The organism is Paenibacillus wuxiensis (assembly GCF_040195695.1).
Lineage (GTDB): Bacteria > Bacillota > Bacilli > Paenibacillales > Paenibacillaceae > Paenibacillus_B > Paenibacillus_B suaedae.
In genome coordinates this window covers 279,766-302,273 of the sequence record NZ_JBEFZI010000002.1, presented here as the reverse complement: position 1 = coordinate 302,273, position 22,508 = coordinate 279,766, and the positions used below count along the sequence as shown (strand labels likewise).

Annotated in this window: 19 protein-coding genes and 1 pseudogene; 18 read left to right on the top strand and 2 right to left on the bottom strand. The window is 44.9% G+C overall.

Annotation, left to right across the window (positions count from 1 at the left end):
- The first annotated feature begins 198 nt into the window (after positions 1-198).
- The 3 genes and pseudogenes from ABN764_RS04690 (at position 199) to bla (ending at position 2,415) form a co-directional block, all read left to right on the top strand.
- A complete protein-coding gene (locus ABN764_RS04690) occupies positions 199-1,038 on the top strand; it encodes a polysaccharide deacetylase family protein (RefSeq protein ID WP_446671090.1) in 840 nt (279 codons plus the stop codon).
- Positions 1,039-1,120: 82 nt separating this feature from the next.
- Positions 1,121-1,216: pseudogene (locus ABN764_RS04685) on the top strand (DNA-binding response regulator); the annotation flags it as partial.
- Positions 1,217-1,488: 272 nt separating this feature from the next.
- The gene (bla, locus tag ABN764_RS04680) at positions 1,489-2,415 is read left to right on the top strand and encodes a class A beta-lactamase (RefSeq protein WP_446671335.1); all 927 of its coding nucleotides are present in this window, start codon (positions 1,489-1,491) and stop codon (positions 2,413-2,415) included.
- 133 nt (positions 2,416-2,548) lie between these two features.
- Here the strand turns inward: bla and ABN764_RS04675 are convergent, their stop codons facing one another.
- Positions 2,549-3,142: a cysteine hydrolase family protein gene (locus tag ABN764_RS04675; protein ID WP_446671089.1), complete on the bottom strand. Its 594-nt coding sequence runs from the start codon at positions 3,140-3,142 to the stop codon at positions 2,549-2,551.
- A 211-nt stretch (positions 3,143-3,353) separates the two neighbouring features.
- Between ABN764_RS04675 and ABN764_RS04670 the strand changes: the two genes are divergently transcribed.
- From ABN764_RS04670 to ABN764_RS04625, 10 genes are all read left to right on the top strand, one after another.
- On the top strand, positions 3,354-4,367 hold the full coding sequence (locus ABN764_RS04670) for a thiamine pyrophosphate-dependent dehydrogenase E1 component subunit alpha (RefSeq protein ID WP_446671088.1): 1,014 nt from the start codon (positions 3,354-3,356) through the stop codon (positions 4,365-4,367).
- A 15-nt stretch (positions 4,368-4,382) separates the two neighbouring features.
- Positions 4,383-5,366, top strand: coding sequence for an alpha-ketoacid dehydrogenase subunit beta (locus ABN764_RS04665; protein WP_446671087.1), 984 nt, complete (start codon positions 4,383-4,385; stop codon positions 5,364-5,366).
- 17 nt (positions 5,367-5,383) lie between these two features.
- Positions 5,384-6,673, top strand: a complete 1,290-nt coding sequence (locus tag ABN764_RS04660) for a dihydrolipoamide acetyltransferase family protein (RefSeq protein WP_446671086.1) — start codon at positions 5,384-5,386, stop codon at positions 6,671-6,673.
- A gap of 17 nt (positions 6,674-6,690) precedes the next feature.
- Positions 6,691-7,830, top strand: coding sequence for an acyl-CoA dehydrogenase (locus ABN764_RS04655; RefSeq protein WP_446671085.1), 1,140 nt, complete (start codon positions 6,691-6,693; stop codon positions 7,828-7,830).
- 14 nt (positions 7,831-7,844) lie between these two features.
- Positions 7,845-9,191 (top strand): acetyl-CoA carboxylase biotin carboxylase subunit, encoded by a 1,347-nt coding sequence (locus ABN764_RS04650; protein ID WP_446671084.1) that lies wholly within the window; start codon positions 7,845-7,847, stop codon positions 9,189-9,191.
- Between the two features lie 63 nt (positions 9,192-9,254).
- Positions 9,255-9,467 (top strand): acetyl-CoA carboxylase biotin carboxyl carrier protein subunit, encoded by a 213-nt coding sequence (locus tag ABN764_RS04645; protein WP_446671083.1) that lies wholly within the window; start codon positions 9,255-9,257, stop codon positions 9,465-9,467.
- 23 nt (positions 9,468-9,490) lie between these two features.
- On the top strand, positions 9,491-10,393 hold the full coding sequence (locus ABN764_RS04640; protein ID WP_446671082.1) for a hydroxymethylglutaryl-CoA lyase: 903 nt from the start codon (positions 9,491-9,493) through the stop codon (positions 10,391-10,393).
- A gap of 51 nt (positions 10,394-10,444) precedes the next feature.
- Positions 10,445-11,227, top strand: coding sequence for an enoyl-CoA hydratase (locus tag ABN764_RS04635; protein WP_446671081.1), 783 nt, complete (start codon positions 10,445-10,447; stop codon positions 11,225-11,227).
- 31 nt (positions 11,228-11,258) lie between these two features.
- Complete coding sequence (locus ABN764_RS04630; protein ID WP_174809518.1) at positions 11,259-12,797, top strand: acyl-CoA carboxylase subunit beta; 1,539 nt, start codon at positions 11,259-11,261, stop codon at positions 12,795-12,797.
- 145 nt (positions 12,798-12,942) lie between these two features.
- Positions 12,943-13,839 carry a LysR family transcriptional regulator gene (locus tag ABN764_RS04625; RefSeq protein WP_446671080.1) on the top strand — a complete coding sequence of 299 codons (897 nt, stop codon included), beginning with the start codon at positions 12,943-12,945 and terminating at the stop codon, positions 13,837-13,839.
- A gap of 120 nt (positions 13,840-13,959) precedes the next feature.
- Here the strand turns inward: ABN764_RS04625 and ABN764_RS04620 are convergent, their stop codons facing one another.
- A complete protein-coding gene (locus ABN764_RS04620; protein ID WP_021253404.1) occupies positions 13,960-14,148 on the bottom strand; it encodes a YgaP family membrane protein in 189 nt (62 codons plus the stop codon).
- Positions 14,149-14,588: 440 nt separating this feature from the next.
- Between ABN764_RS04620 and alv the strand changes: the two genes are divergently transcribed.
- The 5 genes from alv to ABN764_RS04595 all read left to right on the top strand — a co-directional run bounded on the left by alv (position 14,589) and on the right by ABN764_RS04595 (position 21,514).
- Positions 14,589-16,094, top strand: a complete 1,506-nt coding sequence (alv, locus tag ABN764_RS04615) for a cholesterol-dependent cytolysin alveolysin (RefSeq protein WP_021253403.1) — start codon at positions 14,589-14,591, stop codon at positions 16,092-16,094.
- A gap of 267 nt (positions 16,095-16,361) precedes the next feature.
- A complete protein-coding gene (locus ABN764_RS04610; protein WP_446671079.1) occupies positions 16,362-17,564 on the top strand; it encodes a macrolide family glycosyltransferase in 1,203 nt (400 codons plus the stop codon).
- 314 nt (positions 17,565-17,878) lie between these two features.
- Entirely contained in the window at positions 17,879-19,486 is a 1,608-nt protein-coding gene (locus tag ABN764_RS04605) for a BCCT family transporter (RefSeq protein WP_446671078.1), read from the top strand.
- Positions 19,487-19,518: 32 nt separating this feature from the next.
- The gene (locus ABN764_RS04600; RefSeq protein ID WP_174810504.1) at positions 19,519-19,686 is read left to right on the top strand and encodes a hypothetical protein; all 168 of its coding nucleotides are present in this window, start codon (positions 19,519-19,521) and stop codon (positions 19,684-19,686) included.
- A gap of 16 nt (positions 19,687-19,702) precedes the next feature.
- Positions 19,703-21,514 (top strand): choline/carnitine O-acyltransferase, encoded by a 1,812-nt coding sequence (locus ABN764_RS04595; RefSeq protein ID WP_446671077.1) that lies wholly within the window; start codon positions 19,703-19,705, stop codon positions 21,512-21,514.
- The last annotated feature ends 994 nt before the right edge of the window (positions 21,515-22,508 follow it).

The window sequence follows — 22,508 nt, the reverse complement described above, 5'->3', positions numbered from 1 at the left end:
ATCGAAGAAGAAGTAACCAATTAGTTGACTGACCTCATTACACGATAAATATAAATGTACAGTCTATTCTTTAAATATTATCGACATGATCTGCATCTTATCTTTATCTTTCTACATTAATCTATCACTTGTAAAAAGAAGAAATAGACATGAATGTATTCATCTCAACAAGTGAATGACAGAGAAAGGATCGATAACATGAGATCATCACGACACGGCAGAAGTAATAAGCGCTCGACAATGAAAGCAGGTTTTTTAGTAGGGATCGTCCTAGTAGTATCTTTTCTTATATTTTTTAATATTGGAAAACTATCCTCTACTGCAGCTGAAAGGGTCAGAGATGTCAGCCAAAGCGCTGTTCAACAGCAAGATAAGAGACCTTTCACACAGCCAGCACAGCAAAAACAGTCAGACGGTAAACCGAAGGGAAAGGTAGTCTACCTTACTTTTGACGATGGACCAAGTTCATTAACAGGGCAATTTCTAGATGTATTACAAGAATACAATGTAAAAACAACCTTTTTCATGCAAGGAAGTAATCTAAAAAATACGGGGTCTCAAGATAACGTCAAAAGAGCCGTAGAAGAAGGTCACTATGTTGGAGCCCATAGTATGACGCATGATGCTATCAAATTATATGACAATAAACAATTTGTCCCCGAAATGCTAGAAACATTACATTTGATCCGCAATATTACCGGTACAAATCCGAAATTGACACGTCCTCCATATGGTTCAGCTCCCGGCTTGAAAGAAGAACAAATTCGTGATCAAATCGCAGATGCTGGTATTAAAATATGGGATTGGACGATTGACTCGTATGATTGGAAGTTAAAAGATAACCCAAATAAGATTGTTGAAAATGTAAAAGAACAAACGACTGAAGATTTGGAAGTTGTCCTTATGCATGAGAAGCCGCAAACCTTGCAGGTACTACCGGAAATCATTGAATTTTATAAAGAAAAAGGATATGAGTTTGCAGTGTACCGGGATGAAGAGCATTTTCGTCTTAACTTCCAAAAGGATAACCGTTTATAACACCCACATGTTGGTGATGATATTTATGTACGCAGCCCCCCCATAAAAAGGGGGGATTTTTCATGTAATTGGGGGATCAACCATGAGTAAATCAATATTAATTGTAGAAGACGAGCATATTTTACGAGAAATTATGAAAGATTACTTTCTTAACGAAGGATATTACGTTTTAGAAGCTGGAAACGTTCCTTATTGACACTGTCATCTAGCAATCATGCGAAAAGCTGTATGCTGATAGTTCAAACAAGCAATTGAGTCTGAAGGTATCGCAAGCCCCGATTGAAGTCGTGGCCAAATGAGCCTCTACCAATCTCAACTGCACGTTTTTAGCAGCTAGATTTGTAATTCTAGATAACGCTTGTTAAACTGGTAATAACTACACATTTTATAATCAATACGATACACGATCAATGTAGTGAAAACGTATTGAAACAAGCTAGGGAAGGAAGGATCTTTTTGAAACATACCAGGATACGAAAAATAGCGCTGTTCGTCGGAATACTAACTTTGTCTCTTGCAAATATCAACTTGTTTACTGGAGTATCCTTACATGCAGAAGCAAAAGACAAAAATGAGCAACAACTTAAGCCTGTAAATCAAGTTCATCAACAATTCGTTCAACTTGAGAAAAAGTATGATGCTCGACTGGGCGTTTATGCGATCGATACGGGCACGAACCAGACAATCACTTATCGTTCAAATGAACGGTTTGCTTATGCGTCTACCTTCAAGGCACTGGCTGCAGGCGTTCTGCTGCAGAAAAACTCAATTGAGCAGCTTGATAAAGTGATTACATATACCAAAGATGATCTTGTTGAATATTCACCGGTCACGGAAAAGCATGTAGATACAGGGATGACACTTGAAGAACTTGCAGAGGCTGCTGTTCGTTTCAGTGATAATACGGCAGCCAACCTTTTTCTTAAAGAACTAAATGGACCGAAAGGATTCGAAAAAGCGCTGAGACAGATTGGCGATCAAGTTACTCACGCGGATCGTTATGAAACAGAATTAAACGAGGCTGCTCCTGGGGACATCCGCGATACAAGCACACCTCAAGCGCTTGCTGATGATCTGAAGGCTTTCACACTCGGAAATGCGCTCCCGCTCGATAAACGCAAACTTTTAACAGATTGGATTCGAGGAAATGCTACCGGAGACAAGCTCATTCGCGCTGGCGTACCAAAGGATTGGGATGTTGCCGATAAATCAGGAGCAGGAGGCTACGGAACACGAAACGATATCGCCATCGTATGGCCACCAAATCGAGCACCTATTATCATTGCAGTTCTATCCAGCCGCGATAAGAAAGATGCTGCCTATCATAACGAACTGATTGCAGAGGCTGCTAAAGTTACAATGAATGCTCTCCAGTGATACCTTTGCTGTCCATTCCCTTATAAAAGGCGATCTATTATGGTGGCACCTCATCGTATCAGACTAAAAACGCACAGCGCCGACAAAGGCGCTGTGTTTTTATTTTCACATGGTTCCTGTCGAACATACATTTCTAGAGTAGGATCAAATCCGTATTCGATAATACAGCTCGGTTCCGTGTTCCCGGACTATTCAGCATATGCCATGCTGTGTATTGTTCAGCATACGGATTGGCAGCAGACATTCCGTCGACTGGAACTACTACATCACACCCACGGAATGCAGCAGCAGTAGCTGTGTGGAGAACAGCCCCATTTGCCGCGTAACCCGTTACAATAACCGTTCGAATATGATTCCTCTGCAAAATCTGCTCTAATTCCGTGTTATAGAATTTATCTACGTTTGATTTCACAATTGGCTCGTTCAGCGTAGGGCGCAGGAGTTGAGTAATATCTGAAGCATTTCCTGTATGTGTGAGACTATAGACAACTAACATCCCTGTCTTGCGTGCTTCCGTCAATAAGTAATTAATTCTAGGAATGGATGCAACACAGCGTGGATTGTTACATATCGAATCTTCCATATCCAAGATGAGGAGTGCAGTACTTGTCGGATCAATGGAGACCGCTTTTAACTCTGGGGCTGGTGGGGGAATCACCTCACTCCATTCATCGATGATCGTATGATCAGTTCGCCAATTACCGCATAAGGGACAACGATACCTCATAATAACCCTCCAAGATGCTTCTTTCCATTAGCCTATGTAACCGATTAGAAAAAGTGTATGGCGTGAATAAGGTGAGCCCACAACCAAATCAAGTAGCTATATTTTTTTTGCATCGTTACTATGCACTATATGTATTTCACGATTGGAACGATGGTTAATAAAATAAAGGAAACCGCAGTATGCAGCGGCACAATTGTCGGAGGGATACGATATGAATAACACCGAATTTGGTCAAGTCCAGAACCGGCACCAAGCACTGGGGTTATCAGATCAGCAGGTTCTTGACATGTATCAGCATATGGTTCTGGCGCGAAAAGTAGATGAACGGATGTGGCTGCTCAATCGTGCAGGAAAGATCCCTTTTCTCGTTTCCTGCCAAGGTCATGAAGCAGCTCAGGTAGGGGCGGCATATGCACTGGATCAAACGAGAGATTTTCTGTGTCCCTATTATCGGGACATGGGTATGGTCGTTGCTTTCGGGCTGACAGCACAGGAATTAATGCTTTCCGCTTTCGCCAAGGCAGAAGATCCAACGAGCGGCGGACGCCAAATGCCAGGTCATTACGGGAGCAAAAGCCGGAATATTCTTTCGGGCTCTAGTGTCGTGTCGAGCCAAATTCCGCACGCAGTTGGAATCGCTTTATCTGGAAAAATGCAAGGAAAAAGGCTAGTTGCATTAACGGCCTTCGGGGACGGTGGCAGCAACCAAGGGGAGTTTCACGAAGCGGCTAACTATGCTGGGGTGCACAAGCTGCCTGTCATTTTCATGTGTGAGAACAACAAGTACGCCATATCGGTTCCGTTCTCCAAGCAGGCGGCTTGCGAAAGCATCGCGGATCGAGCAAAGGGATATGGGTTTCCCGGCATCAGTGTGGATGGAAATGATCTATTAGAAGTATACAAAGTCACAAAAGAGGCGGCCGATCGGGCAAGAAGAGGTGAAGGGCCAACGCTTATCGAGACGGTGCTCTATCGTTTAGTCCCGCATTCAAGCGACGATGATGATCGAACCTATCGTTCCCGTGAAGAAGTGGAAGAAGCCAAGAAGCGGGATCCGCTCATAACCTTCAGCAATTATCTGAAAGCATCGGGGCTATTAGATGAACATAAAGACATGGAGATCCATGACCGGTTACGCATGAAGGTCGATGAGGCCACGGAATATGCGGAGAATGCCCCGGATTCAGCTCCGGAAGATGCCCTTAAGCACGTTTATGCAGAATAGGGGGAGTGAGGAGAAATGGCCGTAATTTCTTATCTTGAAGCAGTGTCCCAAGCTCTTCGAGAGGAAATGCAGCGAGATAGCAGGGTATTTATATTAGGAGAAGACGTCGGAGTGCGTGGGGGCGTATTTCGGGTTACACAGGGATTCCAGGAAGAATTCGGGGAACAGCGGGTTATCGACACGCCGCTATCGGAAGCAGCCATTGCTGGCGTATCGATTGGAGCAGCCGCTCATGGAATGAGGCCTGTTGCAGAAATTCAGTTCGCCGAGTATATCATGCCTGCCGTCAACCAAATTGTGAATGAAGCAGCCAAAATGAGATACCGCTCCAACGGAGATTGGAACTGTCCCTTGGTCATCCGTGCCCCTTATGGCGGAGGAGTTCGTGGAGCCCTCTATCATTCGCAAAGCGTAGAAGCGATGTTTTGCTGTATTCCTGGTCTAAAAGTGGTCACGCCTTCCACACCGTATGATGCCAAAGGCCTGCTAAAGGCGGCCATCCGCGATGAAGATCCTGTTCTTTTCTTCGAACATAAGCGATGCTATCGATCGATCAAGGGAGAAGTTCCAGACTCGGATTATACGGTCCCGATCGGGAAGGCTGATATTAAGCGGCAAGGGGAAGACATCACGGTTATTTCTTACGGACTTTCTTTGCATTTTGCGATAAAAGCGGCAGAGCAGCTTTCTAAAGATGGATACAGCGCTCACATTCTGGATTTACGTACCCTCTATCCTCTGGACAAGGAAGCTATTGTAGAGGCTGCTCGCAAAACCGGCAAAGTGCTCATTGTTCATGAAGACAACAAAGAGGGCGGCGTTGGAGCGGAAGTAGCTGCTGTCATCGCAGAAGAATGCCTTTATGAATTGGACGCGCCAATCAAACGTCTCTGCAGTCCGGATGTCCCCGCTATGCCTTACAGCTTGCCAATGGAAAAGTTCTTCATGCTCAACCCGGATAAAGTATATCAGGCCATGAAAGAATTGGCCGAATTGTGAGCCGACGGGAGGAGAATATGGCTAAGAAAATCGTCATGCCCCAGTTAGGCGAAAGCGTAACGGAAGGAACCATCTCCAAGTGGCTCGTCAACGTCGGGGATAAAGTCAATAAATACGATCCTGTATGCGAAGTGCTGACAGATAAAGTGAATGCGGAGGTTCCTTCTTCATTTAGTGGCACGATAACCGAAATTGTCGTTCGAGAAGATGAAACGGTAGCAGTAGGAACGCTGCTCTGCTGTATTGAGGAGGAAAAACAAACAGGCACGCCAATTGAATCCAAACCAGCTGCCGCCGCCCCAAACGAGGAGACCGATGATTCAACTATGCAATCAGCCAAGCAGCAGCGCTATTCGCCGGCCGTACTCAAACTGGCGCAAGACTACAACCTGGATCTTTCCTGTATAGAGGGTTCGGGCACTGCGGGACGCATCACCCGAAGAGACATCTTGCAACTCGTCCAAGGAAAGAAACAGTCTGAAGACTCCCCAGCTCAGCAAATCGAATCTCCATCTCAGTCATTATCACAAGCGGCAGCATCAGTTCCCGATATTGCGTTACCGTCCGAATCATTTGATGCCTTATCTGCTGACCATTCTACCATTCATCAAGCCGACGAGAAGATCCCAGTTACCGGCATCCGCAAAAGCATAGCCAAGCGAATGGTACAAAGCAAGCAGGAAATTCCGCACGCATGGCTTATGGTGGAATGTGATGTCACGAATTTGGTTAGTTATCGCAGCCAGATTAAAGAGGAATTTAAGAAAAAAGAAGGACTCCAGCTTACTTATTTGCCATTCTTTATTAAGTCAGTAGCAGAGACGCTGAAGGAATTCCCTATTTTAAATTCGCAGTGGACAGACAATCACATCATCGCCAAAAAAGCGGTTCATATCTCGATTGCCGTTGCTACCGAGAATGCCTTATTCGTTCCTGTAATTAAGGACGCCGACCAAAAAAGCATTTTCGGTCTAGCCAAAGCGATAGACGAAATGGTCACGAAAACGAGAGAAGGCAAATTAACGCAGGCGGATCTAACTGGCGGAACGTTTACCGTGAATAACACAGGCTCCTTCGGCTCCGTACTTTCAGCCCCGATCATCAATCCACCGCAGGTAGCCATTCTAAGTATGGAAGCCATCGTCAAACGCCCGATCGTCATTAATAACATGATTGCCGTTCGCGATATGATGAACATTTGTCTTTCCTTGGATCACCGGGTTTTGGACGGTCTTGTGTGCGGCCGCTTCTTGAAGAGAGTCAAGCAAAAGATTGAAAGCTACGGCACGGACATCGGACTATATTAAAAGGGAGCGATGAATTCATGCAGTTTGATTTAACCGAGGAACAAGCGTTGATCAAAAAAATGATGCGCGATTTTTCGGAGGGCGAGGTTGCCCCAGGCGCGGATGAACGGGATCGTACGAAGCAATTTCCGAAGGATGTTTTCGAAAAATTAACGAAGCTGGGCGTCATGGGCCTGCCTTTTCCCGAACAATATGGCGGCGGCGGAGCGGATACCATAAGCTTCGCTATCACTGTAGAAGAATTAAGCCGGGTCTGTGCTTCCACGGGCATTACCTATTCCGCCCATATTTCTTTAGGCGGGGCACCCATCCATTTATTCGGAACACATGAGCAAAAGGAAAAATACTTAACCCCTTTATGTACAGGAGAATACATGGGCGCGTTCGGGCTGACGGAACCAAATGCAGGATCGGATGCAGGCGGAACCCAAACGACAGCGAAGCTGAATGGGGATCAGTGGATCATTTCCGGCTCCAAATGCTTTATTACCAATGCAAGCTATGCCAAAAACCTGTCCCTCACAGCCGTTACGGATCGCACTAAAGGGACGAATGGAATCAGTGCATTTATCGTGTCTACAGATGCGCCAGGATTTACGGTCATTAACAATTATGAAAAAATGGGGCTTCATTCATCAAATACAACGGAATTAATTTTACAAGATGTAACCGTTCCCAAAGAAAATCTTCTAGGGAAAGAAGGGCATGGATACAAGCAATTTTTAGCTACGCTTGACGGAGGCCGAATCGGTATCGGTGCGATGGCGGTCGGAATTGCTCAGGGGGCTTACGAAAAATCGCTTCAATATGCCAAAGAAAGAAAACAATTCGGCCAAAGCTTATCCTCCTTTCAAGCGATCCAATTCAAGCTGGCCGACATGGCCATGCATATTGAACTCGCACGCACGATGGTGTATAAAGCGGCATGGCTTAAAGATAAAGGCAGGAAGTTCAAGAAGGAAGCGGCGATGGCCAAATTATTTGCATCGGAAATATGCATGAAAGCATGCGATCAAGCCGTACAAATCCATGGCGGTTATGGATATATGAAGGAATACCAGGTTGAACGATTCTTTCGGGATGCCAAGCTGCTTGAGATCGGGGAAGGAACTTCGGAAGTGCAACGAATGGTCATTGCACGCCAGATCGGTTGTTAAAGGGGATTGGTTCTATGTTCAAAAAGATTCTAATCGCCAACCGAGGCGAAATTGCGGCTCGAGTGATCCGCACTTGCAAAGCGCTGGGCATTGCCACCGTCAGCATCTACTCGAAAGTGGATAAGGAAGCTCCGCATGTCAAAATGGCAGATGAGGCCTACGAGGTCGGAAATCCCAAAGTAACAGATAGCTATTTAAAAATCGACAAGATTTTAGAAATCGCCCAGCTTTCACAAGCGGATGCGATTCACCCCGGATACGGGTTACTTTCGGAAAATGCAGAATTTGCACGCCGTTGTGAGGAAGCGGGTATTGTATTCATCGGCCCATCATCAGATGTCATCGCCCGCATGGGCAGTAAAATTGAAGCCCGAAACAGCATGGAACAGGCAGGCGTGCCTGTTGTTCCCGGCATTTCCTGTGCATTAGCGGATTCGGAAGAAGCAGCACAGGCAGCCGGCCGAATCGGCTATCCGGTTATGCTGAAAGCCTCAGCCGGTGGTGGCGGCATCGGCATGCAAATCGTGAATAACGAAGCGGAGATGAAGCAAGCATTTGAAGGGAACCAGAAGCGTGCCTCTAATTTCTTCGGAGATGGGGCCATGTATCTGGAGAAGGTTGTAGAAAATCCGCGGCATATCGAAATTCAGATTTTAGCGGACGCCCAGGGAAATACCGTCTACTTGTGGGAGCGGGAATGTTCGATACAACGGCGTCATCAAAAAGTCGTGGAAGAAGCTCCTTCAACCTTTTTAGATGAACTCACACGAGAAAAAATGGGAGAAGCGGCGGTTAGAGCCGCTAAATCCATCGGATACCGGAATGCCGGAACCATCGAATTTTTAGTCGACGAGCATAAAAATTTCTACTTTCTTGAAATGAATACTCGTCTGCAGGTGGAGCATACGATCACAGAAGAGATTACCGGCTTGGACCTGGTTGCGGAGCAGCTGCGAATTGCGGCAGGACATTCCTTGAACTTCGGTCAATCTGATGTGAAACGCGAAGGCCATGCGATTGAAGTACGGATATATGCGGAAGATCCGAAGACGTTCTTCCCATCACCAGGAATCATTACGAAGTTCGCTATCCCTGAAGGAGACGGAATTCGCCATGAGCTGGCTGTACATGACGGTTCTGTAGTCACTCCCTTCTATGATCCGATGATTGCAAAGCTCATCGTCGCAGGGAAGGATCGCAATGAAGCGATTAACCGACTTCAACAGGCGCTGGCCGATTATCAGGTTGAAGGCATCAAGACCAACATTCCAATGCTGCAAGAAGTCATTGCGCATCCAGCATTCCGTTCAGGCGAGACAACAACAGGCTTTGTTGCGAAATATGTACTGGAGCAGACATAACTTGATCGGATAAGGCCTCGGCGAGTTACCGTAAGGCTATTCGTAAAAAAGGAGGTTATTCAGATGAGCAAAATCGTGGCGGTTATGGCGGGGAATGTATACAAGATTCTTGTCAAGCCTGGGGATCAAGTCGAGGCAGGACAAAATGTAGTCGTGTTGGAATCGATGAAAATGGAGATCTCGATTACGTCTGGCACCGGAGGAACGGTAAACAAGGTCAACGTGAGCGAAGGCGACTTTGTTGATGAAGGAGATTTGTTGATCGAGCTGCATTAAACAGATGCTGGGGGTTGGAGGAGATGAACTGGCCGGCGAGAGTGACGATCAAAGAGGTTGGTCCAAGGGACGGATTGCAAAATGAGAAGGTCTTTGTTGCAACAGCGGATAAAATCGCTTGGATCAACCAATTGTCCCGTACCGGAATCACATCCTTAGAAATCACTTCATTTGTAAATCCGAAGTGGATTCCAGCACTGGCAGATGCCGCTGAAGTTGCCAAAGGGATTGAGCGGATGCCTGGCATTACGTATTCGGCACTCGTTCCGAATCGGCAGGGCCTAGACCGAGCACTTGAGACCGATGTAGATGAGGTGGCCGTCTTTATGTCTGCCAGTGAGACCCACAATCAAAGAAATATCAACAAGTCAATAAACGCTACGTTTCCCATTCTGCACGAAGTCGTGCAAGCAGCTCATTCCGCTGGGAAGCCAGTCCGCGGTTACGTGTCAACGGTTTTTGGCTGCCCCTATGAAGGGCCTATCTCTATCGACGAGGTCATCCGTGTATCGGAAACGTTGTTCGAAATGGGGATTGGCGAATTATCTCTAGGGGATACGATAGGCATTGCAAATCCGAAGCAGGTAGAAGATGTATTGGAAATGATGCTCAAGCGTTTTGATGCCGAGAAACTGGCTCTGCATTTCCACGATACGCGTGGAACGGCGCTGGCTAATATTCTGGTGTCCATGAATATGGGGATTACAACATTCGATGCTTCTGTCGGAGGGTTGGGCGGGTGCCCGTATGCACCTGGAGCCTCCGGCAATGTCGCTTCGGAGGACTTGCTATTCATGCTGGATTCAATGGGAATTCAGACGGAGATAAATCAGGAAAAACTTCTCTCCGCGGCGCGTTATATTCAGGAGAAGATCGGAAGAACCTTGCCGAGCCGGAATCTTCAGGTCAGCAGCTCGAACGTATGAGCAGGTACATGATGTAGGAGAATGATTCGGTGCTAGGAAGGAGGGGCGATCATGGAAAAAGCCGTACTGGTCTCCAATATGGGAAATGGAATTTTGCTCATCACGTTGAACCGGCCGGAAGCTGCCAATGCGTTATCCATCAAGATGCTCGAACAATTGCGTGATGCGGCAAATGTATGTAAATTGGATCGGGCTGTTCGCTGTATTATCATCACAGGCGCTGGAGAGAAAACCTTTTGCGCAGGTGCTGATTTAAAAGAACGCGCAGGGATGGACATGAGCCAAGTACGTAGAACGGTATCTTTCATTCGAGAGACCATCAATGATGTAGAAGCCTTGCCCCAGCCGGTCATTGCCGCGGTAAACGGAGCTGCTATTGGCGGGGGAATGGAATTGGCCTTGGCCTGTGACATTCGGATTGCTTCCACAACAGCCGCATTCGCCCTTGCGGAGACTTCACTTGGGATTATTCCCGGCGCAGGTGGAACGCAGCGGCTGCCGAGGCTGATCGGGAAGGGGCGGGCGAAGGAGCTCATTTTCACAGCAAGAAAAATCGACGCCGAAGAAGCAAGGAACATCGGACTGGCAGAGGCTGTGGCACCGCCTGAATTCCTGCTCGATAAGGCCTTGGAAATAGCAGGCCGTATTGTTCGAAATGCTCCTATCGCTGTGACTCAGGCCAAATTCGCCATCGATAAGGGATTGGAAGTGGAGCTGAACACTGGACTTGCGATTGAGCAGCATGCATATGAAGTCACAATTCCGACAAAGGATCGCTTGGAAGGACTGCAGGCGTTCAAAGATAAACGTCCTCCCATATTTAAGGGCGAGTAACAAGCATATCGCAGATAAGGAGGAATAGGGGATGTCCATCGAATTCAATCCGGAGGAGCTGCAGAAACGTGTTTCACGAATCCTCGAAGGAGGGGATCCGTCTTATCATCAAAAGAATGCGGAAAAAGGGAAGTTATTTGTTCGCGACCGACTAAAGCTACTGTTTGATCCGGGTTTCGAGCTGGAGGATGCGCTGTTCGCCAACTGCGCCGCAGAAGATCTTCCGGCGGATGGCGTCGTTACGGCAATTGGGAAAATGAACGGAAGAATCGTATGCGTAATGGCCAATGATTCTACGGTAAAAGCCGGATCGTGGGGATCGCGTACGGTAGAGAAGATCATTCGAATCCAAGAGACGGCTGAGAAAATGAGAGTGCCGTTAATTTACCTCGTGGATTCCGCAGGTGCCCGAATTACAGATCAGGTCGAGATGTTTCCTGGCAGACGCGGAGCGGGCCGAATTTTTTACAATCAGGTCAAGTTGTCGGGCAAAATTCCTCAAATTTGCCTGCTGTTTGGCCCTTCGGCTGCGGGTGGAGCCTACATTCCAGCATTTTGTGATATCGTGATTATGGTAGATGGAAATGCATCCATGTATCTCGGTTCCCCGCGGATGGCGGAGATGGTAATCGGAGAAAAGGTTACGCTAGAAGAGATGGGCGGTGCGCACATGCACTGTTCGATTTCAGGGTGTGGGGATGTGCTGGCGAAGAATGAAGAAGAAGCCATTTTGATGGCGCGGCAATATCTCTCTTACTTTCCCTCCCATTTTTCAGAACAACCGCCGGTTGCGAAACCAGTGGCACCACCATTCTTTGAGAAATCATTGGAAGAGCTCATCCCGACCAATCAGAATGCCCCGTTCAATATGGTTGATCTGATTGACCGTATTATCGACGAGGGATCATTTTTTGAGATGAAGAAGCTGTTTGCCGGTGAGCTTATTACAGGACTGGCACGAATGAACGGCAAACCGGTCGGGATCATTGCCAATCAGCCACGGGTGAAGGGTGGCGTGCTGTTCCTCGATTCAGCGGATAAGGCAGCCAGATTTATTACTCTTTGCGACGCATTTCATATCCCGCTTCTATTCCTTGCCGACGTCCCTGGTTTTATGATCGGCACAAAGGTGGAGCGGGCAGGAATTATCCGCCATGGGGCGAAAATGATTTCAGCTATGTCCGAAGCAACCGTGCCTAAAATTTCAGTAATCGTTCGCAAAGCGTACGGAGCGGGTCTATATGCGATGGCTGGTCCAGCATTTGAACCGGATTGTTGCCTCGCACTGCCTACAGCTCAAATCGCGGTGATGGGGCCAGAGGCTGCAGTCAATGCCGTCTATGCCAATAAAATTGCTCAATTGCCTGAAAGCGAGAGGGCTTCTTTTATCGAACAAAAGCGTGAAGAATATAAGCAGGACATTGATATTTACCGATTAGCCTCCGAAATGATTATTGACGGAATTATTCCCGCCAATTCGCTGCGTACCGAGTTAGTGAACCGTTTTGCAGCTTATTCATCAAAGGCTGTCGTCTTCACAGAGCGCAAGCACCCGGTATATCCGGTTTAATCCATCGGCATATTCGAACAGCACTAAGCGTTTAACGGCGCGAAGTGCTGTTTTTGGAGTGTCAGGCATATCATGATCTTGAGCCAAGGGATGAATGGTTTGGATACCACTTTGCCTGTAAGGGAAGGAGGAAGATCCGGATCACATGGATATTAAACAACTTCATTATTTTGCAGAAGTAGCCAAGCATAAAAATTTTACAAAAGCTTCGCAGGTGTTGTATGTTTCTCAGCCGTCCATCAGCAAGATGATCAAGAGTCTCGAGGATGAATTGGGCGTTATGTTGCTTGACCGTTCCGACAGGGAAGTTGTACTCACCGATACAGGAAGGCTGGTTAACGAGAAAGCTTTAAAAATTTTGCAGATGCTAGAGGATTTATCTTCTTCCGTAAATGAGCTGGTTCACGTGCAAAGAGGAAAAGTGACAATGGGGATCATGCCTACAATTAGCGCATTGCTTTTCCCAAAAATCATTTCCGGATTCAAGAAGAGCTATCCCAAGATTGAGATTCAAATGGTAGAATACAGTGCGAAACAAGTAAAGATGCAGATGGAGCAAGGAAATATCGATTTTGGGGTCACGGTGCTGCCGGTGAACACGCAGCTGTATCGAACGGTTTCCTTGTTAACGGAAGAACTGGTTGTCATCGTGAGTAATCATCACTGGCTGGCTGGAAGGAAATCCGTCAGCTTGACCGAATTGCAGAATGAGCCCTTCATTCTGTTCACCAAGGAATTTGCCCTTCATGATGTAGTTGAGCAAGCATGCTTGCAGGCTGGGTTCGAACCCAAGGTGGCTCATTTGACCTCTCTATGGGATTTCTGCTGCGAGATGGTAGCTTCACAACTAGGAATATCATTGATTCCCCGATCGATGGCGAACCGATTGCATCATCTTGCCATTCATGCCGTTACCGTGTCCCAACCGGAAATCGCTTGGGAGCTGGCTCTCATTTATCCTCGGGATAAATATCTTTCTTATGCATCCCGCGCGTTTATCTCCTATATCAAGGCCAATCCGCCGAATCAATCGGGATTATGACAGTGGCTGAAGAAATTGGATGAAGCGGAGTCCAAAACCTATTAAGGTTTTAGACTCATTATTGGAGACTTCACCCAATCATCATTGGATTACGGTAAATAGTAAAGCGAAGGGAAGCATTTATTTCACTTTTTTGCAATTTTGTATGCCGAGAACTGCATTCGCCGGACAATAGCGAGTTGTGCCTGTAATGATAGGAGCCAATCCAATTAAACCCCACCATTTTCTGTAATAAAGTCCCGTAAAGATGATTGCAGCTCCAACTGATATTCGAATCGCTTGTTCCGTTTTTCCAACATTACAGTTCACGTACTTTACACCTCCATAAGCTACTGTCAATTTGCTCATACACCATTTAGAGTTGCCGCATAATTATGGTTTGAAATAGGGCACATTCTCATGCGTGGAATTGATTGGTTCGAGGCTGCCTTTTTATGTAACAGGTTCATCGACACTCTCCTAATGTAATGCTTAGGGGAGTGTTTTATTTCACTCTTTCTACAAATGGGATATTCTTAGTAATTTAGGATTTCATATACAATAATAGAATCAAAAAGAAAAGTCCTATAATTTGAAAATATTACTCTAAATAATCGAATTAGACTTAAAAATATTTTATTCATGTCATAAAAGTTATGAAGTTTCGTATTATTTCTTAATAAAAATATAAAAATTTCATACCAAATTACCGATAAAAAAATTAATGTAGTACATTAGTACTACAATTTTACATAAAGAGGGGTAATTGTATGAAGAAAAAATCAAACTATGTGAAAGGAAGGAAAGTACTCGTAAGTCTGTTAGTTAGTTTGCAAGTGTTCACTTTTGCGAGTATTTCCTCCGCTGCACCCAACGAATCCAATGATATTGATCTTGGAATCGCAGGCCTGAACTATAATCGCAATGAGGTTTTGGCAGTACAAGGGGATCAAATCAGTAGTTTTGTTCCCAAAGAAGGCATTCAGTCCAACGGTAAATTCATCGTGGTTGAACGAGACAAAAAATCACTTACAACGTCACCCGTAGATATTTCAATCATTGATTCGATCACAAATCGTACTTATCCAGGTGCAATACAGCTTGCAAATAAGGATTTTGCGGATAATCAGCCTAGTCTGGTTATGGCTGCGAGAAAGCCAATGGATATTAGCATTGATCTGCCTGGGTTGAAGAACGAGAACACAATTTCCGTTCAAAATCCAAATTACGGCAGCGTATCTAGTGCCATTGATCAGCTCGTATCGACTTGGGGCGAGAAGTATTCCAGCACGCATACACTGCCAGCTAGATTACAGTATGCTGAATCCATGGTTTACAGCCAAAATCAAATTTCCAGTGCACTGAATGTGAACGCTAAAGTGCTTAACGGTACGCTTGGAATCGACTTTAATGCGGTCGCAAACGGCGAGAAAAAAGTGATGGTTGCTGCTTATAAGCAAATCTTCTATACCGTAAGTGCAGGACTGCCCAACAATCCATCGGATCTGTTTGATGACAGTGTGTCGTTTGCCGAGCTAGTCCGTAAAGGGGTTAGCAACGAGACTCCACCGTTGATGGTATCAAACGTAGCTTATGGCCGTACCATTTACGTCAAATTGGAGACGACCTCCAAGAGCAATGATGTACAAACGGCATTTAAATTATTGCTCAATAATCCTAGCATTCAGGCAAGCGGACAGTACAAAGATATTTATGAAAACAGTTCATTTACTGCCGTTGTACTAGGTGGCGACGCGCAAACCCATAACCAAGTTGTCACGAAAGACTTCAATGTTATCCAAAGCGTAATCAAGGACAATGCAGAATTCAGCAGCAAGAATCCAGCTTACCCGATTTCATATACAAGCGTCTTCTTGAAAGACAATTCCATCGCTGCCGTTCACAACAATACCGAGTATATCGAGACGAAAACGACGGAATATACGAAGGGTAAAATTAAGCTTGACCATAGTGGTGCATATGTAGCTCAGTTTGAAGTATATTGGGACGAGTTTTCATATGATGAAAATGGACAAGAAATCGTGACTCGTAAAAGTTGGGATGGAAATTGGCGCGATAGAACTGCTCATTTCTCAACAGAAATCCCACTTCCTCCTAATGCCAAGAACATCAGAATTTTTGCAAGAGAATGCACAGGTCTTGCTTGGGAATGGTGGAGAACAGTTGTTGATGAATATAACGTTCCGTTAGCTAGCGATATTAATGTTTCGATTTGGGGAACAACGTTATATCCGAAATCATCCATTACTCACTAATTAATATGAATACATGAGCATCTCCCCATTCACTTGGGGAGATGTTTTTTTGCTCTAGCATGTTTTTGTTTATCCTCATTTATGATAGGATTTGCACTAATTACATCTCGAGTGAGAAGATTTACGGGGGTTATACAAAAATTATTTGTACTATTTGTATACTGTGATAAACTTGATCCCGAATACAATTTCAAGTTGATCCAAGCGAGGGCATGTGGATACTTGCGAACAATGTAAGCGAACCCGTATTGTTTAGGAGTGATGATAATGGCACGTGTATTATTTATAAATGGGGGATCAGAGGGACATATCAATCCCACGATTGGGGTCGTACAGGAGCTTATCTCACGGGGAGAAGAGGTCGTATACTTCTGCATAGAAGCATTCCGGGAGCGATTGGAGAAGACAGGCGCTATCGTACGAACATTTGATGATCAGAAATTCATCAAAGCCTTTATTTCAGGTGGACGAAATTATGTACTTGAACGAATCAACGGCTTGCTGCTTACGGCAGATGTCGTCATACCTAGCGTACTTGAACAAATAAAGGGAGAGCAATTCGATTACATCATGCATGATTCTATGTTCGGTTGTGGACGAATACTAGCTCACATGTTGAAACTGCCTGCAATCAATTCCTGTACTTCTTTTGTACAATCAGAGGCATCCTTCGTAAGCTTGATGGAACAGTTCCATGCAAGTGTACCTGCAGAGATCGCGAAGCCTATCCATGATACATTTGTAAGCCTGACGGATAAGGTAAAGGAAACCTATCATGTGGAGATCCATTCTCCTTATGAAGTATTTTGTAATCCAGCACCACTTACCATCGTGTATACGACTAGGGAGTTCCAACCTGAAGGAGAAACATTTGATCATTCCTTTCAATTTGTTGGGCCATCCATATCTTCACGGGTCAGCCAAACGGACTTCGACCTTACGGCAATCGAAGGAAGAAGCCTCATTTACATTTCACTCGGTACTGTCTTTAACCAAGCGATTGATTTCTATAAGCTCTGTATCGATACTTTGGGAGACACGGAACATACGATTGTCATGTCGATCGGTGATAAAGTCCAAATTTCAGATTTAGGTAGGATCCCTGCAAACTTCATCGTAAAAAACGTTGTGCCACAAACCGATCTATTGCCACACACGAAATTATTTATTACACATGGTGGCATGAATAGTGCTCATGAAGGTCTCTATTACGGAGTTCCGCTCATTGTTATCCCGCAAAGTGCCGATCAGCCAGTCATTGCCGAGCAAATCTCCAAAGTTGGAGCGGGTGTTACATTACGTATGGATGACTTGACTGCAGAGCAAATCCGCGAAGCCGCAGACCATGTGTTAAGCCACGCATCTTACAAGACAGCCGCTGTAAACATGCAACAATCCTTCCGCGAATCGGGTGGGTATGTACTAGCTGTTGATGAGATATTAGCATTTGCAAGTAATCATCTTAGATAAATATTGTAGAACTACATTCGCCGTGAACCCGCTCCTTCGAACATGTAAATTGATAGTTTTGATGATAGCTCATGATTGATTCCCTGGTATACCTGAATCAATCATGAGCATTTTTATATCCATTTTTATTTGTAAAAGCCAACTTGAAACATGTGGTACCATTTCTGAGCCTTTTTAGCCTGGTGCATATCCCTCTAAATAGGAAAGTGATTACCTGTATGCTCGATTATGAGACCGATGAATTTATGGATTGTGAGACGGTAATATTATGTAGGGGAAGCGCTTATTACAACATAAGATAGGAGATTTCACATATGGCTGAAAAAGGTTCCCCATCATCCTATATGCCGAGTGGCGGCAAAAGTTCATTAACATTCTGGTCGGCGATTGTATTCACTGGCATCTTTTCTGTGTGGGCGGTCGTTAATCCTGAAAATCTAACGAACACGTTATGGGGATGGGTGTATAAGTACCATGGCACCTTTAGCTGGTTTACGATGATGATTCCGCTTATTATTATCGGAATTTGCTTAATACTTGCCTTCAGTAGGCTTGGGAATGTCAAGCTAGGCAAGAAGGATGAGAAGCCTGAGTTTAGCACTTTCTCATGGTTAGGAATGCTGTTCACCGCAGGGATTGGTGTCGGTCTTGTAAACTTTGGTGTCGCTGAGCCGCTTGTTCACTATTTGCAAGCAGCTGGTGGCATCAGATCTGGGGCAGATGCGGTGGCCGCTGCTGAAAACGCGATGAAATATACGATGTTTATTTGGGGCTTGCCAGCATGGTCAATCTATACGATATCAGGGTTAGTGATTGGCTATTTTGCTTATTCCCCTGGCGCAAAGTTTCTGCCGGGGACACCGATTGCGGAAGGTTTTTCGGATAAAAAGTGGGGCAAGTCATTAGCTAACATCACCAATATTTTGGCAGCCGGTGCATCCGCGCTGACGATGGCAGCCTCGATTGGTCTTGGTGTATTCCAAGTTAAAAATGCGGTTTCTGCCGTTTTTGGCTATAACAATGAAGGCTTAGGCTATTCAGTTTTCATTTTACTGGCGATTTTCGCAATCTATACGTTAGCTGCCGTATTGCCAATCGGCAAAGGTATGAAAATTTTAGGTGATATCAATGTTGTTGTTGCGGTCGCTATATTGGTTTATGTATTTGCGTTAGGAAACTCACCGTTTCTAATGAACTTTATTTCACAAACGTTCAAAAATACGTTCCTTGGCGTCGTGCCTACTAGTCTTGAGACCTTACCGTTTCTAAACAAAGGGTGGTTCTTCGATTGGCCGAATACGACTTTGATTTGGTGGATTTCGTGGACACCGTTCCTAGGGATATTTATTGCCCGCATCTCTAAAGGTCGTACGATTCGGCAAATTATTGTTGGGGGCGTATTAGCACCAGTGATGTTCCTCATTGTGTGGTTCAGCGTATTTGGTGGCACAGGCTTCCTCAATGCGATTGTTGGCGATGGCTCAATTATTCAATATATTCAGGATCATCCTGACGATGTATATCTATCGTTCATTATGGTTCTACAGCGGCTGCCGTTGTTCACACTCACCGGGATATTGTTTATCGTGTTGATTCTTGTGTTCCTGTCAACGACTGCGACAAGTTCGATGATCTCGCTGAGTATTATGACGAGTAATGGTCCAGAAAACGCGCCAATAGCACGTACGTTGATCTGGTCGGTCATAACCACGATGGTTGCCTTCGCCAACGTAGCTACAGGGACACTGAATGGGGTGCGGGCGATAGCTGTTTTCTTAGGTATCCCGTATATGTTTTTGTTCTTCATGGCGATCTCCGGATTAATTCGACAATTGCGTCATGACACGAGACGTGAAGAACGTCATGACACGATCCATGAAGGATATGTACATCCTCAACACAAGCTGCAACAGGAACCGTAACTGCAGTTTAAAAAGAAAGGAGTTTACTTGAAATGGAGACTACGAAAGTTCCTTTGCCGCTGCCCGAATATGGAGTAGATCAAACATTAGCAAATAGCACACTCTTGGGGAATCTAGGATTGTTTGTGATAACCACTGCCTTTTTAGTTGTGCTCGGTTGGATGGTAAAGTTGGCACTCGAACCAAAGCATGAGACATGAGATTAGAGGAGACATCATGACCAATCATACGAGCAAGTACACGACACAATTACGACCTCTTCTACAGAAACTGCCCGTACCGGCGTTGCCGGCCACACTAGCGACTTTACTGGAGTGGGTGGAACCGATACTGACCGAGGAACAGCTGAACGAGTTTAAGCAAATTGTGCTGCGTTTTCAGCAAAATGAGGGACCGCAGTTGCAAGAGCAGTTAGAGCAGCATGCAGAAGCTGGAACGGACAGTTGGCTTGCTCCGTGGTGGCTGCAAAGCTACTTAATGACAAGGGGCAACTTACAAAGCGAGACGAATATTGCGTTAACGATTCATCCTGATTACCACGCACATATGGGAGACAGAGCTCATAAGGCGGCAGTGTTGATTGAACGGGCGGTAAACATCTATTTACAGCTTATTTCCGGTAGCTATCCAATGGAACAGACGGTTAAAGGTGCTGCTGTGGATATGAGCTACTATCGGAATATTTTCAAGAGCTGCCGCTTGCCAGCTCACGGGGAAGATAAGTTTTATGTAGGTGCAGATACAGCGGAAAATAACTTTATCGTTGTTATTCGCAACTCACACTTCTACAAGTTAATGGTAACGGATGAGCACGGTGCCGCTATTCCAGCGGCACAATTAGAAGGCAACTTGCGGCATATCTTAACGCACAATGTACCCGCAGCGACCGTTGCTGTGGAAAGTACGGCGGCTGCCAAGCGTGAACTGTCGGCGGATGTATATGAGCAACTACAGCAAAACCCAGTGAACGCTCAGCATTTGCGTACGATTCATGATGCGATATTTGCGATTGGTTTCTCAGATGATGCAGCTGAAAGCACAGCAGAGCAGTTGCATCGTGCGTTATTAGGTTGGAGAAATCAATGGTTTGCGAAGACGATGCAGATGCTTATCGACGCCAACGGTGCGATCAGTTTTAATTTCGAGCATTCATCGATTGACGGTGTGCCCGTAATGAATGTGTTAACTCAACTGTTTACCAAACAAGACGGTAACCTGCGAGAAGAACCGATTTCGCAGCAAGAGGGTTCCAGTGAATTAGTTACAGAACTGAGTTGGGAACAAGATGAACGCGTGCAGTCGTTATTGGCGCAATGCAATGAACAGGCTCAAGCGGAGTATGATAACCATTACTTTGCCCACGTTAGTTTTGAACGTTTCGGTAAGTCTCTAATGAAGCGTGGCAAAGTAAGTCCTGATGCCTTCTTCCATATTGCCTTAGCATTAGCCCAATATGAGTCAATAGGGAAATTGCGTAGCGTATATGAACCGGTCGCTATGCGTCATTATTATCAAGGGAGAACCGAATGCGCCCGTTCCATAAGCACGGAGAAGAAGGCGTTCGTGGAAAGTTTTATGAATGAGTATAAGCTAGGCGAAGATGAGCATTGGCAATTACGCCGGCAGCAGCTGGTTGACAGCTTTATGCGTGCAGCAGCGGTGCATACTGAGCGGATTAAAGCCTGCCAGCGCGGAGAAGGGATCGAGCGTCACTTGTTCGGACTAAATAAAATAAACCAGTTGACGCAGGATTCCCCAAGTCAGTCCGACTACTTCTTCCAGTCGCAAGGGTTAAAAGCTTTGACTGCAGACTTCATTTCAACGACAAGCATACCTTATGAGATTATGGAATCATTTACGTTCGCGCCAGTAAATAGCGAAGGTTTCGGTCTGTACTACGGTATTCTGAATGAGCGGATTGTCCTTGATATCTCTGTCAAGAAAGCCAATAAAGAAGCAGCCAATCAATTGCTGCATAGTCTATGTACGAATTTAGAACGGTTGGCAGCTTTATTAGAATTAAGTTAGAAAGTGTTATTACATAAAAATGTAGCGAATCCAGTTTCCTGGAATTGCTCTATAGCTTTTTCCATACGAAGAGGTTACTTTACTCGGTGATGAATTCATCGAGTTCTTTTTTTGAAGGATGGAGATTGAAAGAACAGTTGTTCGTAGTTATCAAATGACTGGAGAAGGGAAGAAAAGTTTGATATCGTGCATTGCAGGCATAGAGGCTTAGAAACGACGCGAGGAAATTGATAAGATAAAAGCAGATGTATCGTTTAGGATTGAGAAATAATTCACATATTAATAGTGAATATGTAAGTAGTTGAAGTCGGTTGATAATGGATCGCCAAATCAATAAGGATTTTATGATTTGGATCAATAGCGATCAATGATACGATCTAAGTGCCAGTAATCCGTAATATAAATGCAGACTTGTAATGTAAGATTTAAAACAGCTATGAGCAGTAAATCTGAATAATCAACAGTATAAATGTACAAAGAAAATGATAAGCAAGGAACAATTCAAAATAATATTTTGTGATGAGCATGTAGCAAAAAGATAAAACAGAAATAAGGAACAATGAAAACGAAAAATGTACTTATATATAAGCAGTATAAGATATATGTAATGATGCGATTTAAGCAGCTGATTGAGGCCAATTTGGAGAGACTCCTTTTAAATCGATACTACTGTTTCACAAAACCCGTATTTTGTACATATGTCTTAAACAAGTGGAAACCCCCTATATGACAGCTATTCTCCATTGTTAATTGACACAAAGTTACCCCCATTTATGACACAAAGTTGCCCTCTCTAAGTTTAGTGACACAAAGTTACCCTTTTTATTTAGTTCAAATTACACTAATGAGGGTAACTTTGTGTCATTTTGTAAGAGATCTTTCAATCTCATCAAAGATAAGACTCTCCTCCAAGCATGAGGGTAACTTTGTGTCACTACTACTCCAATAAGGGCAACTTTCTCCAAGCAAAAGGGTAACTTTGTGTCATTATTAA

What these genes read in the sequence shown, in the direction of transcription:
- ABN764_RS04690 (WP_446671090.1), top strand. Translation starts at nt 199, where the DNA reads ATGAGATCATCACGACACGGCAGAAGTAATAAGCGCTCGACAATGAAA.
- ABN764_RS04610 (WP_446671079.1), top strand. Translation starts at nt 16,362, where the DNA reads ATGGCACGTGTATTATTTATAAATGGGGGATCAGAGGGACATATCAAT.
- ABN764_RS04605 (WP_446671078.1), top strand. Translation starts at nt 17,879, where the DNA reads ATGGCTGAAAAAGGTTCCCCATCATCCTATATGCCGAGTGGCGGCAAA.
- ABN764_RS04625 (WP_446671080.1), top strand. Translation starts at nt 12,943, where the DNA reads ATGGATATTAAACAACTTCATTATTTTGCAGAAGTAGCCAAGCATAAA.
- ABN764_RS04640 (WP_446671082.1), top strand. Translation starts at nt 9,491, where the DNA reads ATGAACTGGCCGGCGAGAGTGACGATCAAAGAGGTTGGTCCAAGGGAC.
- ABN764_RS04630 (WP_174809518.1), top strand. Translation starts at nt 11,259, where the DNA reads ATGTCCATCGAATTCAATCCGGAGGAGCTGCAGAAACGTGTTTCACGA.
- ABN764_RS04660 (WP_446671086.1), top strand. Translation starts at nt 5,384, where the DNA reads ATGGCTAAGAAAATCGTCATGCCCCAGTTAGGCGAAAGCGTAACGGAA.
- ABN764_RS04665 (WP_446671087.1), top strand. Translation starts at nt 4,383, where the DNA reads ATGGCCGTAATTTCTTATCTTGAAGCAGTGTCCCAAGCTCTTCGAGAG.
- ABN764_RS04650 (WP_446671084.1), top strand. Translation starts at nt 7,845, where the DNA reads ATGTTCAAAAAGATTCTAATCGCCAACCGAGGCGAAATTGCGGCTCGA.
- ABN764_RS04635 (WP_446671081.1), top strand. Translation starts at nt 10,445, where the DNA reads ATGGAAAAAGCCGTACTGGTCTCCAATATGGGAAATGGAATTTTGCTC.
- alv (WP_021253403.1), top strand. Translation starts at nt 14,589, where the DNA reads ATGAAGAAAAAATCAAACTATGTGAAAGGAAGGAAAGTACTCGTAAGT.
- ABN764_RS04645 (WP_446671083.1), top strand. Translation starts at nt 9,255, where the DNA reads ATGAGCAAAATCGTGGCGGTTATGGCGGGGAATGTATACAAGATTCTT.
- ABN764_RS04670 (WP_446671088.1), top strand. Translation starts at nt 3,354, where the DNA reads ATGAATAACACCGAATTTGGTCAAGTCCAGAACCGGCACCAAGCACTG.
- ABN764_RS04595 (WP_446671077.1), top strand. Translation starts at nt 19,703, where the DNA reads ATGACCAATCATACGAGCAAGTACACGACACAATTACGACCTCTTCTA.
- ABN764_RS04675 (WP_446671089.1), bottom strand. Translation starts at nt 3,142, where the DNA reads ATGAGGTATCGTTGTCCCTTATGCGGTAATTGGCGAACTGATCATACG.
- ABN764_RS04655 (WP_446671085.1), top strand. Translation starts at nt 6,691, where the DNA reads ATGCAGTTTGATTTAACCGAGGAACAAGCGTTGATCAAAAAAATGATG.
- ABN764_RS04600 (WP_174810504.1), top strand. Translation starts at nt 19,519, where the DNA reads ATGGAGACTACGAAAGTTCCTTTGCCGCTGCCCGAATATGGAGTAGAT.